This window comes from Neobacillus niacini NBRC 15566 (assembly GCF_001591505.1).
In the GTDB taxonomy this organism is placed as follows: domain Bacteria; phylum Bacillota; class Bacilli; order Bacillales; family Cytobacillaceae; genus Neobacillus; species Neobacillus niacini.
On the sequence record NZ_BCVA01000070.1, the window covers coordinates 1 to 19,352 of the forward strand.

Here is a 19,352-nt window from a genome sequence, read left to right on the forward strand (position 1 = left end):
GTGGCCAGGCAGACGAAGAACAACCTGATGGAGGTTGTTCTTTTGTATTTAAAATGGTTTTTATCTATCGAAGAGTAAAGGAGTATCATTTCTATGAATGACAAAAAGGTGCCAGAGGGAACGATACTAGACATTAATGCCCATGAAGTGTAAGTAAAGGTAAAAATCAACCATGAATCAATGCATTCTTTATTCAACTAAAACGTGTTTTAAAGAGTAGTGATGTAAAAATTCTATCAGTTAGTAAACTTCTTGTTATCATATTAAATAAGTGAAAAAGTAGGTGAAGGCGCCTTAATAGTTGAGCCAGATAGTGGCTTATACGATTTTTGCGTCTTTTCACTTTAAAGCACTTAATTTTGTAAACGTTTTCCTATCCTTGTACAAAGGAGGAGGTTACTAAAGAATGTTAAATGTATTGTTAAAAATGAAGTCTACTGGTTTGATGAAAATAATAGATTATCTTCATTATCGAATTGATCATGCAGCAGCAGAAAATGCTGGTTAATTGTGATGTTGTTAGTTCATTAATCGGTGAACGTTCGGGATTCACTTTTTCCAAAAACTAAGCGCGTACTTAATCTATCGCCATAATAACGAAATTGTGGAGGCAGAAAGAACAGTGATCTCAAACATCCATGATGGCGGTATTCCTACTGTTGAAGCGGGAGGGGGGCCTAGATAACAGTTTTAATGAAGGTGTATTAGTAAATAAAGTAGGCAGCGTTAAATTTGCCCAAGTAAATTAATAAAATTTTGCAATATTGACAAAAAACGTTCAAAAACACTATAATGATTTCAGCTGTTCTTCTCATTACTATAGGAGATTCGACTAATGAAAAACATCTTGGAAGAATTATGTTTCCTTCATACTAATCTATCGAAGGAAGACGTTTTACTATTACAAGAGTTAGTCGGTAATTTAACATTAATCGCTGACTTGAATAAAGCAAATATTTTTATTGATTGTTTAACAAAGGAAGGAAAGCATGCGATTGTCGTCGCTGAGGCTGCACCGACAACGACTAAACCCGTATATAAAAAAAGCGTGATAGGAAAATTTGCTTATGAAGCTTTCGAGCCATCGGTTCTCTATACTCTAAGGACTGGTAAGGCAATGTTTCAAAACCGAGCATTTACTCAAGAGGGAAAAACAGTGGATCAAAGTGTTGTTCCAATTAATGGTGCTAATGATCGAGTAATTGGTGCGCTTATTATGGAAAAGGATATCAGTGAACAGATTCAACATCAACGGAAAATGGAAGCGTTGTCAGAGGCGACCGAAACTTTGAGTGAAATTCTCATCGGTATGACTGAAAATCGGCCAATTATCCCTGAAATGATTGAAGAATCTCTCTTCTTTATCGACCAAGACGGGGAAATACTTTATTGTAATCCTTCAGCGATTAACCTAATTCAGGAAATGGATGAAAATGATAGATTGATTGGAAGGTCATTAGTTTCTTACTTTCCTAGAATTCAAGCAATACTTAATGAACCTGAAGAACTCATAATTCAGGAAGTTGAGATGTTAAATAAGATATTTCAGGTGAAAAAAATAAAGCTCGACCACTTTGACAAAGCAAACGGTATGTTTGTTATTTTTAAAAATATTACTGAGCTAAGAGTAAAAGAAAGAGAATTGAATGTTAAATCAGTAGCAATACGTGAAATTCATCACCGTGTTAAAAATAATTTGCAAACGGTTGCCAGCCTTTTGCGGCTTCAAATGAGGAGAGGTCTTCCCGAGGAAAGCAAAGTCCACTTTGTGGAAAGCTTAAATCGTATTACTAGTATAGCCTCGGTTTATGAAGTCATATTGTCCAATTCAAGCGTGGATGATGTTGATATTTATCAGCTGCTTGAAAAAATCGGCAACATGCTTGTTTGGGAATCTGAGCATGAAAATAAAAGAATAATGATTTCCTATTCGGGTCCGCACCTGCAGATTAAATCAACTAAAGCAGTATCAGTTGCTTTAGTGGTAAATGAATTAATCCAAAATTGTGTAAAACATGCCTTTAAAGCTATGAATGAAGGTAAAATTGTTGTCTTATTTGAGCAAAAAGGCAATGATATTGAGGTTCAAGTGATAGACAACGGGGAAGGATATTCACCTAAGTCAAAACCATCATTAGGATTAGATATTGTAAGAATGTTGGTTGAACATGATTTATCTGGTCATTTTTCGATAGAACGAACCAATCAAGGGACGTTGGCCACTGTTACATTCCCTGTTGAAAGGGGGATGGATCAAATATGAAAAAGCGAATTATCGTGGTAGAGGATGAATCCATTGTCCGACTTGATGTATCAATGATGCTCGAGGATGCTGGTTATGAGGTAATTGCTCAAGCAGGTGATGGAGAAAAAGCAGTAGAACTTGCTATTTCATTAAAGCCAGATTTAATCATTATGGACATTAAAATGCCAAAATTAAATGGGTTAAAGGCTAGTGAAATCATATCGAAAAAAATGAATACGCCGATCCTTATCTTAACCGCTTATAGTCAAAGAGAGTATATTGATAAGGCAAAGAAGGCGAATATTTTGGGGTACCTAGTAAAGCCGATCACAGAAGCCAATTTGATTCCAGCAGTAGAAATAGCCTTAAGACAAGCAGAGAATACCCAGGTTTATCGTGAACAAGTAGAAAACATGAATAAACAGCTGATCGAAAGAAAAATGGTTGAGAAAGCAAAAGGAATCCTCATGGAGAAATATAATCTTCCAGAAGATGCTGCCTATCGAAAAATGAGAAAAATTAGTATGAACAAGCAGGTTACACTGGAAAATGTGGCGAAGCTAATTATTTTGAAATACAATGCTTAAAAATTTTCACAAGTGAATAAGCCTGGGCAAGGGTGCTCTGCGGTTTTGATTTTGGGAACCGCACGGCACCTTTTTGTCTTTTTTTGCAAAAATAGTGGAAGCGTATTCACTTGGGAGATTGTCTCATTTTCCATTTACTATATATTTTTGATACGATCAAGGAGGGGTTAAACATGGAAATGGTAGGAAAAATAGTAATCTACATTATCATGACATGTGCAGTAATGGGGGCAGTTGCCGCAATTCGTAATAGTGATGATGGATTGGGTAAACAATTTATGGAAGGGTTACATGCGGTTGGGCATATTTTCGTGCCAGCTGCGGGGATCATGGCTTCAATTCCATATCTATCATGGTTTATTGACAAAGTTTGCGGTCCGTTTTTTGCAGCAATTGGTGCGGATCCAGCGATTGCGGCCACAGCCATACTCGCCACTGATATGGGTGGATATCAATTAGCAGAAGTGTTAAAACAAACGCAAGAAGGATGGATCATGGCGATGATTGTTGGCTTCATGGCTGGTGCCACAATCGTTTTCTCAATACCAATGGGACTTGCGATGCTTGATAAACGAGACCATAAATATATGGCTCTTGGTGTCATGGCAGGGGTATTAACGATTCCTATTGGAGCACTTATTTCTAGTACAATAATTGCTCTTTCCAATTCAAAAGTCCGTGATTTTATTTCGACTTCAGGAGAGGCGAAATTCCAATTTGCCTTAGGGTATGGACAAATATTGTTAAATTTAAGCCCGCTATTATTATTTGTTGTTGTGATTGCAGTAGGCTTATATTTCCTTCCGGATGTAATGATTAATGCGTTTATGTGGTTTGGGCGAATTTTAGATGCAGGTATCAAGTTAGTTCTAGTTTTCTCCATCGTTGAAATTTTTACCGGACTATTCTCTAATGTATTAGGCGGCTGGGGCTTCCACCCAATTATGGCGGATAAAACAGATCAATTCCGAGCATTAGAAACAGCTGGGTATATCGGTATTATGCTGGCCGGTGCCTTTCCAATGGTTTACTTATTACAAAAGTATGCAGGGTGCCCGCTTGAAGCACTTGGCCGTAAGCTTGGGTTAAGTAAAGAGGGCAGTGCCGGATTGGTTGCAACAATTGCCAATATCCTTGCAATGTTTAAATTGGTTAAAACGATGCCGCCAAAGGATAAAGTGATCAATATTTCTTTTGCGGTCTGTGCTGCGTTTTTATTAGGAGACCATTTATCCTTTACGGCAAACTTTCAGCCGACGTTAATCCTCCCTATTATGATTGGTAAAATTTCTGCTGGGGTCATCGGTATCGGTCTTGCTTATTGGTTATCGGTACCTAAAGCGCTTGAGCTAGAGAAAAAGGACCGTGAAGCTGGTATCATTGGTAAGGATGAGTATTTACCAGCAAAAGAAAATAAAAAGAAAGCAGTGTAATTGAGATGAGTGAAGAGAAAAAACGATTTATACAGGAATTTGTACCAGGAAAACAAGTGACATTGAGTCATGTAATTGCCAACCCAGATCCGGATATGTTTGATAAACTAGGAATTCCGATGGGGGGAGCGATGGGAATCCTTACGTTGACACCTAGTGAGACTGTTATTATCGCCGGGGATTTAGCAACGAAAGCAGCCGACGTGCAAATTGGTTTTTTAGATCGCTTTACAGGAAGTCTGGTCATTGTAGGCAGTGTTTCTTCAGTCCAAATGGCAATGGAAGAAATTAATCGTTTCTTATCCGAAGTTTTACGTTATACACCTGCAGAGATTACTAAATCATAATGGGGGGTAAAACGCGATGACGAAGAAAAACCGGGCGATGCTGATTGGCTCCATCGGTGCAGGTAAATCCACCTTAACGAATGCTCTTCTTGGACGTCAGGTGCCGGCGGTAAAGACCCAGACACTTGTCTATCGTGACTGGCTTGTTGATACGCCTGGTGAGTATACAGAAAATCCGTTTTTCTACAAAAATATTATGGCAACGGCTTTGGAAGTGACTCATGTATTATATATACAGGATGCGACAAATCAAAAAACAATTTTTCCTCCAGGATTTAGTACAGGTATAACGAAGCTGCCGATTGGAATTGTAACGAAATGTGATTCAGAGAAGGCGGATATTATGGAAGCGATTCGACAATTAAAAAAAGTGATACCTAGAGGGCCGATTGTCATGACATCGGCGTTTACTGGACAAGGAATACAAGAGATCAAAAAACTAGTAAAGTGCAAAACACTGGAGGAAATGAGGGTTTATACAAATACCATCCCTGAAGAAATAGCTATTTTTTTATGAAACCCTTTACAAAATTGAATCAATAGACTAAAATACTACTATAACAAGTGAATATAGTAGGCAAAGGCGCCTTATACAATCTGTCATTTTTCGATGGTTTGTATAGGGCGCCTTTTTGGTTTTAAAAAAGAGGTGATCTTCATTAAACGATACGAGCCTCAGCATGAGGAAATTCTTAGCGCGGGAATTGATATTGGTACCAGTACAACAAAGCTCGTGATAAGCAAATTTTCTCTCATGAATATGGCAGGCGGGATGCATACACCGCGGATTGAAATTATTAACAAGGAAGTATTATATCGGAGCCCCATTTATCGGACTCCATTATTGTCAACGACGTCCATTAATATTAGTGAAGTGGTGACCGTTGTTCAGAGAGAATATGCAAAGGCTGGGATAAAGCCTAAGACAATAAAAACAGGTGCAGTCATTATTACCGGTGAAACCGCCACGAAACAAAATGCTCAGGAAATGGTTCATCACTTATCCAATCAGGCAGGAGACTTTCTCGTTGCGACTGCCGGACCCGATCTCGAGGGAATTATAGCTGCTAAAGGTTCGGGAGCATTTGAATATTCAAAGAAGTCAGGAAAAGTGATTGCCAACATCGATATCGGCGGGGGAACCGCCAATGTTGCTGTTTATAAATCAGGGAAACTACTCGGGACCTGTACCTTACATATTGGCGGTAGGCTGATAGAATTCGTGGGTTCAAAGATTAAAAGTATCTCGCCGCCGGTAAGGGAATTGTTTCAACAGTGGCGGGTACAAGTTAAAGAAGGCGATCAGCGAAGAGATTCAATCATAAAAGGTCTGACTGAATATATGGCAACTGTTATTGCAAGGATGTTAAATAGGCAGCTTCTCAAAACGGATAAACCGTTACTTTTAGGTCACGAACCGAATTGGCAGGAAGACATTGATGAGATCATGTTTTCTGGCGGAGTTAGTGAATGCCTTTATAGATATGAAAATGGTTCACCTGTAACCTCGCATTATGATGATATTGGGGAAATTCTTGCGGCATCTCTTAGGGAAAGCAAGGAACTTTCCCAGTGGACATGGGTCAAACCAAATGAAACCGTACGTGCTACCGTACTTGGAGCAGGCACACAAACAACGGAAATCAGCGGGGCAACCATTCAAGTGGATAGCAGTCAATTACCACTGCGAAATTTACCTGTTTATCAGGTTCCTTTTGGTCATGATTTGCAAGTGGGCCTAAAGAAACTCCCAGCAGCCGTTCTGCACGCAGTAGACGTATATGACTCGCAGCAGGAAGGCCAAAATTTCGCCTTATATTTAACGGAAATCCCGTACTTAGGTTTTCGTGAAATTCAACAATTAGCTGCAGCAATCTTGGAATCCGTGAAAGTAAAACCGAATGGCGAACAGCCGTTAGTGATTGTTTTGGAAAGCGACCATGCAAAGGTTCTTGGTCAAACCATTAAGGTCCAAAATTCGAAGCAGAACATCATCTGCATCGATCAAATTCGTGTGGAAAATGGAGATTATATTGATATTGGACATCTACTGCAAACCAATGTGGTGCCAGTTGTGATTAAAACATTAACGTTTCATCATTAGGAAAGGAGGATTTTCCCTTGAAGCTTCAAACGAATTATTTAGGAACCGTCTATCAATTTGCTTCCTTAAAGGATCTACTTGCGAAAGCAAACGAAGAAAAATCCGGAGACCGTTTAGCAGGCTTAGCTGCTGAAACCGTACAAGAACGGATTGCTGCTAAACTAGTGCTTAGTCATTTAACGCTCTCGGATATACGTGAAAACCCATTACTACCTCCTGAAGAGGATGAAGTATCACGGATTATTGAGGGTCAAATCAACGAACCTGTCTATCATTCTGTCAAAAATTGGTCCGTAGCCGAGCTCCGTGAATATATTTTGAATGATTTGACAACAGGTGAGGATTTAAAAAGACTTAGCCGTGGACTAAATAGTGAAATGATCGCAGCAGTGGCTAAATTAATGTCAAACCTTGACCTCATTCACGCTGCAAATAAAATCGAAATTTTAACAAAATGTAATATTACCATTGGCTATAATGGAACACTCGCCTCACGTCTGCAGCCTAACCACCCGACGGACAATGTAGAAGGAATGATCGCTTCCCTAAAGGAAGGACTGTCGTATGGTATTGGTGATGCGGTGATAGGGATTAACCCAGTCGACGATTCAGTTGAAAGTGTTAAGCGTTTGCTCCATGCCACCCATAATTTTATAAAGGAGTGGGACATTCCAACGCAAAACTGTGTCCTTGCCCACGTTACCACACAAATGAAGGCGATTGAACAAGGGGCGCCAGCAGACATGATTTTCCAAAGTATTGCTGGAACAGAAGCAGCGAATCATTCGTTTGGTATTTCGGCCACTTTACTAGAGGAAGCCAATCATATGGCAAAAACATTAGGGACAGGAACTGGGCCACAGGGTTTGTATTTTGAGACAGGCCAAGGTTCAGAGTTATCAGCAGAAGCACATTATGGGATTGATCAACTGACACTGGAATCAAGAAATTACGGTTTTGCCCGCCATTACGATCCATACATCGTTAATACCGTTGTTGGATTTATTGGACCGGAGTACTTATATAACAGTAAGCAGGTTATTCGCGCCGGCTTAGAGGATCATTTCATGGGAAAAATGCATGGCATTCCGATGGGTGTTGATATTTGTTATACGAACCACATTAAAGCAGACCAAAATGACATTGAGGATTTGGGAGTACTATTAACGGCTGCTGGGGTTAATTTTATCATCGCGACGCCAATGGGTGATGATTGCATGTTAAATTACCAATCGATGAGCTACCATGATGTCGCTACCTTAAGACAAACGATGAATAAGCGCCCTTCGCCAATTTTTAGTGAATGGCTCGAGAAGATGGGAATCCTTGAAAATGGCAAACTGAGTAAGATTGCTGGGGATCCAACCATTTTTTCCCGATAGGAGTTGAAGAAAATGAATCCTGAGCTTATAGAAAAAGTTACAAAGCTAATTGTTGAAAAATTACAATCTGCAAATGAATCCGAAAAACACGTGACAGGAACCAGCGACATACCTAGTTCGGTCGTGAAATTTTGGGATCATACATCAAATGGAAAACCCAAAAATACGAATCATCCACCAATAACTGAATCTAACGTGAAAGAAAAGGATATCGGGGGACTGATACAATTTGGTGAGTATGGGCCAGCAAGTCCAAAGCATGATCTCACTGAAAGTGTTGTGCTGACTTCTTCACAAATTGAAAATCCATCCAATCCTGAAGAGCTGCAAGAGCTTATTGCGAAAACACCGTCACGGATTGGAGTCGGGAGAGCGGGTCTGCGTCCGAAAACTGACACATGGTTAAAATTCCGTTTTGACCATGCGGCTGCAGTAGACGCAGTATATGGAGATGTAAAGGAAGAACTTTTAAATCGTCTTGGTCTCTTTAAAGTAAGCACGAGGGTAAGCGATAAAGAAGTATACATTAGGCGCCCAGATTATGGACGAAAGCTGTCAGATGAAACAAAGCAATTAATCAGTGAAAAGTGCAGTAAAGAACCAACTGTACAAATTATTATTTCCGATGGGCTGAGCTCCAGTGCGATCGAAGAGAATGCAGAGGATGTCTATTTATCTCTCCAGCAATCACTGCAAAGCCTAGGTATCGATGTCGGAACGCCATTTTATATTGAAAAAGGCCGTGTTGCCGTCATGGATGATGTCGGTGAATTGCTTCAGCCGAAGGTAGTAGTTTTGTTAATTGGTGAACGACCGGGTCTTGTAAGTGCTGAATCCCTTAGTGCCTATTTATGCTATATGCCAAGAAGAGGGACGATTGAAGCAGACCGAATGGTCATTTCGAATATCCATAAAGGCGGGATTCCTCCTGTTGAGGCTGGTGCGTATATTGGGACAGTCATTCAAAAAATACTAAAATATGAAGCTAGCGGAGTTTCGCTTGTTCAAAAGGAAAGCTAGGGGGTAATAAGTTTGGCTTTAGAACGTATTTACGCTGAAATATTAGCAGTTCGCGTGATTCCAAATGTTGACCCTGATTTGGCAAAACAGTTTAACCTAAAGCCGTATCATCGAAGTTTGGCCATCTTTACCTCAACCGTTGATGATATTGGCTACACAGCCCTTGATGAAGCAACGAAACGGGCGGATGTTGAAGTGGTGTATGCGAAGTCCTTTTACGCTGGTTCAGGAAACTCCTCCGGTCCATTATCGGGAGAAATGATTGGGATTATTGCTGGACCATCACCAGATGAAGTTCAAAGCGGGATGGATGCTGTTCAACAAACAGCTGAATCAGATGCCTATTTCGAAGCACTAAATCAGGAAAAAACACATGCGTTATATGCGCATGTCGTTTCAAGCACTGGTTCCTACTTATCGACCGAGGCAGGAATTAGAATAGGTGAACCATTGGCTTATTTGATAGCTCCTCCATTAGAAGCGGTTTATGGCATAGATGCGGCGTTAAAGGCAGCAGATGTAAAACTAGTGAAATATTTCGCTCCGCCATCTGAAACCAACTTTGGCGGTGGTCTTTTGACAGGAAGTCAATCTGCGTGCCAAGCGGCAGCAGATGCATTCCGGGAGGCGATCCTAGATATCGCTAATAAACCAATTAAATATTGATTTACTGAATGAGGGAGTGTGTAATGGTGCAATTTGATCAGGATCTCCAATCCATCCAAGAAATGCGTGATGCTGTCCAGCGGGCAAAGGAGTCGCAATTGAAATACTTGACCTACACACAGGAACAAGTAGATGAAATTGTTAAGCGCGCCGCACATGCGGCATATGCTAAATCTCTTGAACTTGCCAAAATGGCAGTAGAAGAAACAGGCATGGGTATTGTCGAGCATAAAAAAATAAAAAATGAAGTCGGTTCCATGGCTGTTTATGAATCCATTATGAATGAAAAGACAGTTGGGATTATTCATGAAGATCGTGTTAATAAGGTAACCGAGGTTGCCTATCCTTACGGAGTGATTGCGGGGATTATCCCTACAACGAACCCAACGTCAACAGCCATTTTTAAAACATTAATTTCATTAAAAACAAGAAACGCCATTGTCGTCAGTCCGCATCCACGTGCTGTCAAATGCACGGTAGAAGCACTAAAAATCTGTGAGCAGGCGGCAATTGAAGCGGGTGCACCTGAAGGTTTGATTGGCTGGATTTCCAATCCATCGATGGCGGCAACGACAGAATTAATGAAGCACCGTGATGTGAATCTTATTTTAGCAACCGGCGGTGGCGCCTTAGTCCGTGCAGCCTATAGCTCTGGTAAACCGGCATATGGTGTAGGACCGGGGAATGTCCCTTGTTATATTGAAAAAAGCGCCAATATTGCTGAGTCAGTATCGATGATTATTGATAGTAAATCATTTGATAATGGAACGATTTGTGCAACAGAGCAATCACTTGTTGTCGATCGTAATATCCTGCAGGTTGTTATCCGGGAGCTAAGGAATAACGGGGCGTATATTTTAAATGCTGAAGAGAAAGTAATCCTTGAAAAAGTAATTTCTCCTGCACCAGGTAAATTAAACCCGGATATTGTGGGCCAAAGTGCGATTAAAATTGCGGCAATGGCAGGAATTACTGTTCCATCCGATACGAGGGTATTAATCGCAGAAGAATCAAGAGTAGGGAAAGAGGTTCCATTTTCGATTGAAAAACTATCGCCAATCTTCGCCTTATATACAGCGGATAGTTATGAGGAGGCAAAGGATTACTGTCTAAAGCTTCTCAATCTTGGTGGAAGAGGGCATAGTCTGTCGCTACATACGAATGATGAAAAAGTTGCAAAAGACTTTGCGCTTGAAATGCCTGTATCAAGACTCATGGTCAATACTCTTTCCTCGATTGGAGCAGTTGGAGCAACAACAGGATTAAAGCCATCGCTGACACTGGGCTGTGGTTCATTTGGAGGAAATATAACTTCTGATAATGTGACAGCCCGTCATCTCATCAATATTAAGAGAATGGCCTATGGAATTAGAGAGGCCTCAATCCCGAAACCATCACTTGAAAATAAACAAACAAATGTTGCGAAAGATGTTGAGTTTATCGTTGACCAAGTATTAAAACAAGTTAATCCTAAGGGCGAAGTTGACGCAAATGTAATCGCACAAATGGTAAATCAAGTTATTAAACAATATCAAACTAACTAATTAGGGGGAAATAAAAATGAGTAGAGAATTAACAGCATTAGGTATGATTGAAACTAAAGGATTAGTAGCATCTGTAGAAGCGGCAGACGCAATGGTTAAGGCAGCAAATGTTCATTTAGTTGGGAAAGTTCATGTGGGCGGCGGGATTGTTACCGTTCTTGTCCGTGGTGATGTAGGTGCTGTTAAAGCAGCAACAGAAGCAGGTGCAGCAGCAGCAACACGTGTTGGAGAGCTTATGTCTGTTCACGTAATCCCACGCCCACACAATGAATTAGAAAGCATTTTACCAAAATTAGAGGTTCAACTATAATAAAAGTTTAATAGGTTAGGAGCATGAAACATGGAACAACAGGCCATACAATCGATTGTGAATGAAGTAGTTTCACGACTAAAGGGAATTTCTGTCAATCCTTTATCGATACCTATGGCTGTTTCTGCTCGGCATTGTCATTTAAGTGAAAGCGACTTGGAAGCCCTTTTTGGTGAGGGGTATGAATTAACAAAAAAAGCGGATTTATCACAGCCAGGTCAATTCGCTGCGAATGAAACCATTACGATTGTAGGACCAAGAGGGAGCCTTGAAAAAGTGCGCATTCTTGGTCCTGCGCGTAATATGACCCAAGTGGAAGTGAGTCAAACAGATTCCGTTAAACTAGGTTTGAAGCCGCCGTTAAGAGAATCTGGAGGTATCAAGGGTTCTGCTCCGATTACATTGGTTGGACCAAAGGGGAGTCTCTATAAAAAAGAGGGGCTGATCATTGCCCAGGCTCATATTCATATGACACCGGAAGATGCCGACCACTTTACTGTTGAGAATGGGGAATATGTTAAGGTGGAGGTTGATGGGGAACGCCCTATCATACTTGGCAAGGTTTTAATTCGCATTTCTCCAAGGTACAAGCTTGAAATGCATGTCGATACAGATGAAGCCAATGCCGGTTTTATTACAGGGAAAACAATGGGTAGACTCATAAAATACGAGGAAGCGTCATTATGATTGATCGCAAAATAGTTGAGCAAATCGTACATGAAGTAATAAAGCAACTTTCCGTACCAGTAAGCAAACCAAAACCAAATCTTCTTTTAGTCGGGGAACCCGTATATATTGAACCAACACTATTAGAGAAAATGAAGGATCATTGGAATATATTAAAAGCTGAATCCTTTACAGGAAAAGAATTACACATGCTCGACCAAGTGCTTTTCCTCCATGTAACACAGGATTTGCTGGTAAAGGGAGCACTTGGTTTTTTTGATACGGAAGATAGTAAATTGCTTTCACGCTGTATGATGGAATCGATACCCGTTTCTCTCATTCCAACCGCTTTTTTACAGGAACAGTTGTTGGAGAAAAATTCAAAGAACAAGGCTTATGTACAGCATTTGCTTGGACATAAGGAGAATTTGGAGAAATTTGGAGTTAAATTCGAGACATTTGAGAGCTTTATGAGCAATGGAACCGAAGTCAAGCTGGATCCAGTATCAAATTCCCGTAAGAAAAAGCTGTTAACACAGAGAGATGTAGAGGAAAGTAAAGAAGACCAAATTGTGATTGAGAAAAGTACCATTATTACTCCTTTAGCGCGTGATGCGGCACGCGCGATGGGAAAAAGCATCATGGTAATTGAATCAAAAGGGGCGAAAGCTTAATGCAAAAGGGGACAGTGATTGGTAACGTATGGGCTACTAGGAAAGAGGATGATTTGCAGGGGTTGAAATTTTTGTTTATCCAGCCGGAATACCCTGACCGAACCCCAGCTGGAGCACCATTTATTGCGGTGGACCGAATTGGGGCAGGCTTTGGCGACCAAGTCATCGTCACAAGGGGGAGTGCCGCTGCCAATATGTCTGGTGATACAAAATTGCCCATTGATGCCCTGATTATTAGTATTATTGATTCCGTTGATATAGATACGAAACGAGGTGAATGATCGTGGCAAGAGCATTAGGTATGATTGAAACAAGAGGATTAATCGGATCGATAGAAGCGGCAGATGCCATGTTAAAATCGGCAGATGTCACTTTGGTTAAGCAAGAGAAAATAGACGCAGCCCTTGTAACAGTATTAGTCCAAGGTGATGTCAGCGCTGTTCAAGCAGCTGTCGATGCAGGTAAAGCAGCAGCAGCACGAGTGGGAGAACTCGTTTCTGCTCATGTCATTCCACATCCAGATGAATCCATCAGAGATGTTTTATTAAAAAAAGATGATAAGAGCCGAGAAGCTGCCAAAGTTCCTTCCGAGCCGAAAAGTTCCAGCAAGAAGAAAACAGCAAATAAACTAGATGAAGATAAATAATCCCAAATTTGTTGAACGGGGGAGAAACATGGCTTTTACACGTAGAAAAATAGCGGTTATTGGAGCTGGATTCACAGGTGCAACCGCTGCTTTAATGCTGGCACAAAAAGAGCTGGGAGATGTTGTATTAGTTGACATTCCAGCACAATGCAATCCCACAAAAGGGAAAGCACTCGATATGCTCGAAGCTGGACCAGTTCAAGGGTTTAATTCAAATATTACCGGAACTTCCAACTATGAAGATATTCAAGATGCTGATCTTGTGTTAATTACTGCAGGTCTTCCAAGAAAGCCAGGGATGAGCCGCGATGATTTAGTTGCAACAAATGAAAAGATTATAAAAGATGTTTCAGAGAAGATTAAAAAATATGCCCCAAACAGCTACATCATTGTCCTAAGTAATCCAGTCGATGCCATGACATATGTATGTTATAAAACGACTGGCTTTCCGAAAAACCGCGTCATTGGTCAATCCGGTGTATTAGATACAGCACGCTTTAATACTTTTGTTGCGCAGGAATTAAATGTTTCTGTTGAAGATATTTCCGGTTTTGTCCTGGGTGGCCATGGCGATGATATGGTCCCATTAGTACGTTATTCCTATGCCGGCGGAATCCCGCTAGAAAAAATTCTTCCACCAGATAGAATTGAAGCGATTGTGGAGCGAACACGTAAAGGCGGTGGTGAAATCGTGAACCTGCTTGGACAAGGCAGCGCCTATTATGCACCAGCAGCTTCCATGGTCCAAATGGCAGAAGCAATTTTAAAGGATAAAAAACGGATTCTTCCATCCATTGCCTATCTTGAAGGGGAATATGGATACAATGATATTTACCTAGGAGTACCTACCATACTAGGTGGAAGCGGTATTGAAAGCATTATAGAAATCCCTTTGACCGAAGAAGAAAAAGTGGCACTCAACCAGTCCGCCCAATCCGTTGAAAATGTAATGAACATATTAGAAGCAGTAAAAGCATAACAAAAAGGATGTCCTTAATTTTGAGGGCATCCTTTTATTATTTTCCGTTTTATAAAATGGAGAAAGTTTTTTATTTGAAGGAAGTATTTGTACTGTCTAGGATATTAACGATATACGACAATATGTTAAATAATTTATGGGTGGATTGTGAAAAATGCTTTGGTTTGTGCTTTGTGGCACTGCCTTATGCAAAATCAGCCGATTTCTCCCTTGATAAGGACGGAGGAACTCCTTGCCGTAATTTACAACCCAATTATTTATGTGGAATACATAATAACCTTCGGAATAAAGGGTTTCGTGGCTGTTCGGCTTATGAATGCTTTGGGGCCGGTCAAAAGGTATCTCAAATTACATATAATGGAAAGGATTGGCGGTTAATCCAAGATGTTGCTCAAGAGATGTTTACTGTTTATCCAATTATGCAGCAACTTCATGAGATGCTATGGTATTTAAATGAAGCACTAACTATTCATGTTGCAAAATCAATCTATAAAGAATTAATTTATAGTCTTCTAGAGACGGAAGAACTGACCAGTAAAAAAACCCGAGTTTATTTTGAGCATAGATGTGACCGAGCATAGAGTTAAGGTAAACAAGTTACTGATTCTTACTAGTGAGTTGGTTCGAGCACAAGTCACGAAAAAGCAAAAAGATACACGGCGGAGAATGGATTATTTAGGGGCAAAGTTGAAGGAAGCCGACCTAAGAGGTGCGAATCTAAGAGGTGCATTACTAATTGCTGCAGACCTCAGCAATGGGATCTTAGATGGAGTGATTTCATCGGTGCAGATTTTAGGGAAACGGATATCAGAGGGGCAAATCTTACTGGCAGTATCTTTCTTACTCAGGCACAAGTGAATGCGGCTAAAGGGAATCAACATACTAAATTACCTGCAACATTATTGAGACCAGCCCATTGGAGGGTAGAAGTATAATTTTTGGAATATACCATTAAGGAAATATACTTGAATTTTTCCTATAAGTAAGCCTAAAATATAAGAATGGAAAATTTACAACGATATTAAAAGATAAAGTAGGGAAAATACATGATTGCAAAAACAGAAGAGGATATTCAAGCACTGAAAGAAATCGGTAAAATTTGTGCTGAAATTAGAGATGAATTGGTACAAAGAACGGTACCTGGCATAACTACAAAGGAACTAGATGATATAGCTGGAAAGCTTTTTGAAAAGGCAGGTGCCATTTCAGCACCAAAGGGTGAATATGATTTTCCTGGCTATACCTGTATAAGCGTAAATGAGGAAGTAGCCCATGGTATCCCAGGAAAGAGAGTCATTCAAGAAGGTGACATCGTAAATATTGATGTATCTGGTTCAAAGAATGGCTACTTCGCTGATACAGGTATTTCTTTCGTAGTAGGTGAAGGCGAAGAAATATTAACAAAAATTTGTGATGTGGCAAAATTGGCTTTTGAAGCTGGTCTTAAGAAAGCAAAGCCTGGTTCAAAGAAAAGTGGACTGGGGAAAGCTGTTATCCAAACGGCGCGACAGCACGGATTAACGGTAATCATGAATTTAACGGGTCACGGAATCGGACGAAGAATACATGAAGCTCCAGATCATATTTATAATTATCATGATACGTGGGATGACGAACTTTTAAAGGAAGGCATGGTCATCGCATTCGAACCTTTCATTTCAACTAAAGAAGAGGAAGTTTTCCAAGTCGAAGGGGACGATTGGACCTATGTGACAGAAGAAAGTTTTGTTGCACAGTACGAACATACCATCATTCTTTCAAAAAATGGACCAATCATTACAACACTATAATAGTAATTATAAGTGCCTGCTGCCTTCGTGCCTGGCACTTTTTTAACTTTTGGGGAGTGAACTCTTGTCAACAAAAAAAGCGGAATCCTAAAGGATCTGCAGATGTTGTTATTCCTTTCTAAATTTAATCGTACTTCTAACTGTATTAATTGGACGTACAAGTCTTTCAATTTGATCGCGTTTTGATTCAAAGAATGGCGGTAATGATAGTTTTTCGCCAAGGGTTTCATATGGTTCATCTCCCATAAATCCAGGACCATCTGTTGCAAATTCAAATAAGATTTGAGGTGCTACTCTAGAGTATAAAGAGCCGAAAAAGTAGCGATCGACAAATCCAGATGTTTGGAATCCAAAGCTGCGCATTTGTTGATCCCATTCTTCTAAAACTGAACGATCTTCAACCCGGAATGCTGCATGGTGAACCGTTCCAAATCCTTGTCGCGCCTGCGGTAGAACCGCATTGTATTCAACTACTACCTGTGCTCCAGTCCCACCTTCGCCTACTTCGAATAAATGAAAGGCTCCTTCTTGAGCAATCTCTTTAAAAAACAGTACTTTTTCCATCATTTCTTTAAAGTAATCAAAATTAGCAATTCGTACAAAAATTGGACCTAACCCGGTTATCGCATACTCCAAAGGAACTGGACCATTTTGCCAAGGTACGCCTGCCGCAACTCCTTCATTATTTTCATCTGAGATCAATTGGTATTGTTGATCATCAAAATCAACAAAAGAAAGTGTTTTTTTACCAAATTGCACTTTAATTCCAGCATGGGTTATGTTCAAACGGTCAAAACGCTTCACCCAATAATCAATTGCTGCGTCACTAGGCACACGGAAGGATGTTTTTGAGATTTCATTTGTTCCATGAACACCTTTAGGAATTCCAGGGAAATCAAAAAATGTCATATCGGTTCCTGGGCTACCTGTGTCGTCCGCAAAAAATAAGTGGTAGGTTTGAATATCATCTTGATTTACTGTTTTCTTAACAAGGCGCATTCCTAATACATAAGTGAAAAATTCATAATTCTTCTCTGCGCTGCTTGTAATCGCAGTTACATGGTGTATCCCTTTTAAGTGGTTCAAGTTTATACCTCCATATAGTATATTTCTTTTGTTTTTCCCTTTAAAGTCCAATCCATTCCAAAGGACAGGATGATGATTGATATCTTGAAATTAATTATCTTTATTTCGAGATAAATATAACATGGATGTATACTACTGTCAATTTCTCTGTTTAAAATTCGTTCTTAAATTTATCACATTTATAAAGTTTATTTCTGTACCAATGATGTTAATCACAAACAGATTTTTTAAAAGGTGTTATTTTATGTATGAGATTCATTATCAATATCAATTAAACAGAGCAACTAGCGAAGGAGAATACTAATGAGTGAAATCATTAATAACCGTGAACAGCAAACGACAACTACAAATAAACGACAAGCGATATTAAAACAAATTTTTAAAGATCTCGATGCCGGAAAAAATGTTAAAGAAGTAAAAGCGCATTTTGATGCGTTTATCGGAAAAATTACCATCGATGAAATCTCGCAATTACAGCATGATTTTGGAGATCTTTCAGTAGAGGAAATGCACCGGTTACATGCTAAGCATACTGAAATTTTTAAAGGAGCAATCGAAGAGGTAGAAAAAACGAATAAGCCAGAGGAACAACCAGGCCATCCGATACACACCTTTAAATTGGAAAATAATGAATTAGAAAACTTGGTAAATAATCAACTTAAAGTCCATCTGTACCAGTTTGAGTTGGAAGATAGTCATGAAAACGTACTTTCCCTTTTAGAAGATATCAATTTACTGCTCGATATCGATAAACACTATAGTAGGAAAGAGAATTTAATATTCCCTTATTTAGAAACATACGGCATATATGGTCCAACAAACAATATGTGGCGGATAAATGACTTCATACGTGATGCTATAAAAGACGCACGGAAAAAATTAGCTTCTTATAATGGGGACAAACATGCCGTAATTGAAGTTATAAATTTTGTCATACAAGAAGTTATTACCATGATCTACAGAGAAGAAAACATTCTTTTCCCGATGGCATTGAACAATTTTACAGAAGATGAATGGGTTAAAATTGCACGGGAAAGTGATGAAATTGGATATTGCCTAATTGCGCCTACAGAGGTTTGGAAGCCTGATAGACATGCGTTGGATGAGAAAGCCATCTCAGAAGGGTACATTAAAATGGAAACAGGATTATTATCATTAAAGCAACTAGAACTGCTATTAAACCATTTACCGGTAGATATCACGTTCATTGATCAAGATGATGTGGTCCGTTATTTCTCTCATGGAAAAGAAAGAATTTTTGCTCGTACAAAGGCGGTTATAGGTCGTACCGTTCAAAACTGCCATCCACCAAGAAGTGTACATGTAGTGGAGGAACTGTTAGCTGACTTTAAAGCAGGCAGGAAAGATACAGAAGATTTCTGGATTAAGTTCCGTGATAAATATGTATATATTCGCTATTTTGCTGTTAGGGATGAAAATGGCGTTTATATAGGTACACTTGAATTCACACAAAATATTAATCCAATCAAAGCGATTGAAGGGGAAAAAAGGATAATGTCATAATGAAAGAGCAAAAAGGGCGCGTGGGTCTCCCCGCGTTCTTTTAAATCTCAAGTCTATGCTTACATATGCATATATAATATAAATTTAGTGGTTAAAGGTTAATTTGGAAAATATTACTATTGAATCGGATGCGATTGAGGTGTATTATATTAAAGTTCCCTTTGGGCGCAAGTCAATAATTAGAAAAACAAACGATTAATGTTGACTTCCATGAAGTGAATATAGTATTATATTTCATGTTGCTATTAACCTAGCAAATTTGTTCTTTGAAAACTAAACAAACAAGAACGTTAACAAAAAATATTAGTTTCTTCTATTAGAAACTAGCCAACGTAACAAATGAGCTAAA

At 39.6% G+C, this 19,352-nt stretch carries 20 protein-coding genes and 1 pseudogene; 20 read left to right on the forward strand and 1 reads right to left on the reverse strand.

The window, feature by feature from the left end:
- The first annotated feature begins 604 nt into the window (after nt 1-604).
- The 19 genes and pseudogenes from BANA01_RS30490 (at nt 605) to map (ending at nt 16,393) form a co-directional block, all read left to right on the forward strand.
- Complete coding sequence (locus tag BANA01_RS30490; RefSeq protein ID WP_235847252.1) at nt 605-685, forward strand: hypothetical protein; 81 nt, start codon at nt 605-607, stop codon at nt 683-685.
- Nucleotides 686-835: 150 nt separating this feature from the next.
- Nucleotides 836-2,263 (forward strand): sensor histidine kinase, encoded by a 1,428-nt coding sequence (locus tag BANA01_RS27190; protein ID WP_063255483.1) that lies wholly within the window; start codon nt 836-838, stop codon nt 2,261-2,263.
- Nucleotides 2,260-2,832, forward strand: a complete 573-nt coding sequence (locus BANA01_RS27195) for an ANTAR domain-containing response regulator (RefSeq protein WP_063255484.1) — start codon at nt 2,260-2,262, stop codon at nt 2,830-2,832. Before BANA01_RS27190 ends, BANA01_RS27195 begins: the two co-directional genes overlap by 4 nt.
- 173 nt (nt 2,833-3,005) lie before the next feature.
- A complete protein-coding gene (eutH, locus tag BANA01_RS27200; protein ID WP_063255485.1) occupies nt 3,006-4,265 on the forward strand; it encodes an ethanolamine utilization protein EutH in 1,260 nt (419 codons plus the stop codon).
- 5 nt (nt 4,266-4,270) lie between these two features.
- On the forward strand, nt 4,271-4,612 hold the full coding sequence (eutS, locus tag BANA01_RS27205) for an ethanolamine utilization microcompartment protein EutS (RefSeq protein WP_063255486.1): 342 nt from the start codon (nt 4,271-4,273) through the stop codon (nt 4,610-4,612).
- A gap of 16 nt (nt 4,613-4,628) precedes the next feature.
- Nucleotides 4,629-5,129: a EutP/PduV family microcompartment system protein gene (locus BANA01_RS27210; RefSeq protein ID WP_063255487.1), complete on the forward strand. Its 501-nt coding sequence runs from the start codon at nt 4,629-4,631 to the stop codon at nt 5,127-5,129.
- A 141-nt stretch (nt 5,130-5,270) separates the two neighbouring features.
- The gene (locus tag BANA01_RS27215) at nt 5,271-6,716 is read left to right on the forward strand and encodes an ethanolamine ammonia-lyase reactivating factor EutA (RefSeq protein WP_235847253.1); all 1,446 of its coding nucleotides are present in this window, start codon (nt 5,271-5,273) and stop codon (nt 6,714-6,716) included.
- Nucleotides 6,717-6,733: 17 nt separating this feature from the next.
- Nucleotides 6,734-8,098, forward strand: a complete 1,365-nt coding sequence (locus BANA01_RS27220) for an ethanolamine ammonia-lyase subunit EutB (protein ID WP_063255489.1) — start codon at nt 6,734-6,736, stop codon at nt 8,096-8,098.
- A gap of 12 nt (nt 8,099-8,110) precedes the next feature.
- Nucleotides 8,111-9,118, forward strand: coding sequence for an ethanolamine ammonia-lyase subunit EutC (gene eutC, locus BANA01_RS27225; protein ID WP_063255490.1), 1,008 nt, complete (start codon nt 8,111-8,113; stop codon nt 9,116-9,118).
- A 12-nt stretch (nt 9,119-9,130) separates the two neighbouring features.
- Nucleotides 9,131-9,784 (forward strand): ethanolamine utilization microcompartment protein EutL, encoded by a 654-nt coding sequence (gene eutL, locus BANA01_RS27230; RefSeq protein WP_063255491.1) that lies wholly within the window; start codon nt 9,131-9,133, stop codon nt 9,782-9,784.
- A 23-nt stretch (nt 9,785-9,807) separates the two neighbouring features.
- Complete coding sequence (locus BANA01_RS27235) at nt 9,808-11,328, forward strand: acetaldehyde dehydrogenase (acetylating) (protein WP_063255492.1); 1,521 nt, start codon at nt 9,808-9,810, stop codon at nt 11,326-11,328.
- A gap of 16 nt (nt 11,329-11,344) precedes the next feature.
- Entirely contained in the window at nt 11,345-11,638 is a 294-nt protein-coding gene (locus BANA01_RS27240) for a BMC domain-containing protein (protein WP_063255493.1), read from the forward strand.
- 30 nt (nt 11,639-11,668) lie between these two features.
- A complete protein-coding gene (locus BANA01_RS27245) occupies nt 11,669-12,325 on the forward strand; it encodes a phosphate propanoyltransferase (protein ID WP_063255494.1) in 657 nt (218 codons plus the stop codon).
- Nucleotides 12,322-12,978: a hypothetical protein gene (locus tag BANA01_RS27250; RefSeq protein ID WP_063255495.1), complete on the forward strand. Its 657-nt coding sequence runs from the start codon at nt 12,322-12,324 to the stop codon at nt 12,976-12,978. Before BANA01_RS27245 ends, BANA01_RS27250 begins: the two co-directional genes overlap by 4 nt.
- On the forward strand, nt 12,978-13,259 hold the full coding sequence (locus tag BANA01_RS27255) for a EutN/CcmL family microcompartment protein (RefSeq protein WP_063255496.1): 282 nt from the start codon (nt 12,978-12,980) through the stop codon (nt 13,257-13,259). The genes BANA01_RS27250 and BANA01_RS27255 overlap by 1 nt, the downstream gene beginning before the upstream one ends.
- Nucleotides 13,260-13,261: 2 nt before the next feature.
- Entirely contained in the window at nt 13,262-13,624 is a 363-nt protein-coding gene (locus BANA01_RS27260) for a BMC domain-containing protein (protein WP_063255497.1), read from the forward strand.
- 28 nt (nt 13,625-13,652) lie between these two features.
- Entirely contained in the window at nt 13,653-14,603 is a 951-nt protein-coding gene (mdh, locus tag BANA01_RS27265) for a malate dehydrogenase (protein ID WP_063255498.1), read from the forward strand.
- A 92-nt stretch (nt 14,604-14,695) separates the two neighbouring features.
- A pseudogene (locus BANA01_RS27270) lies at nt 14,696-15,538 on the forward strand (pentapeptide repeat-containing protein).
- A gap of 111 nt (nt 15,539-15,649) precedes the next feature.
- Nucleotides 15,650-16,393 (forward strand): type I methionyl aminopeptidase, encoded by a 744-nt coding sequence (gene map, locus BANA01_RS27275; protein ID WP_063255499.1) that lies wholly within the window; start codon nt 15,650-15,652, stop codon nt 16,391-16,393.
- Nucleotides 16,394-16,501: 108 nt separating this feature from the next.
- On the opposite strand, the gene BANA01_RS27280 is transcribed toward map, so the two are convergent.
- Nucleotides 16,502-17,479 carry a ring-cleaving dioxygenase gene (locus BANA01_RS27280; RefSeq protein ID WP_063255500.1) on the reverse strand — a complete coding sequence of 326 codons (978 nt, stop codon included), beginning with the start codon at nt 17,477-17,479 and terminating at the stop codon, nt 16,502-16,504.
- Between the two features lie 303 nt (nt 17,480-17,782).
- Between BANA01_RS27280 and BANA01_RS27285 the strand changes: the two genes are divergently transcribed.
- Nucleotides 17,783-19,003 (forward strand): DUF438 domain-containing protein, encoded by a 1,221-nt coding sequence (locus BANA01_RS27285; protein WP_063255501.1) that lies wholly within the window; start codon nt 17,783-17,785, stop codon nt 19,001-19,003.
- Nucleotides 19,004-19,352 lie beyond the last annotated feature (349 nt).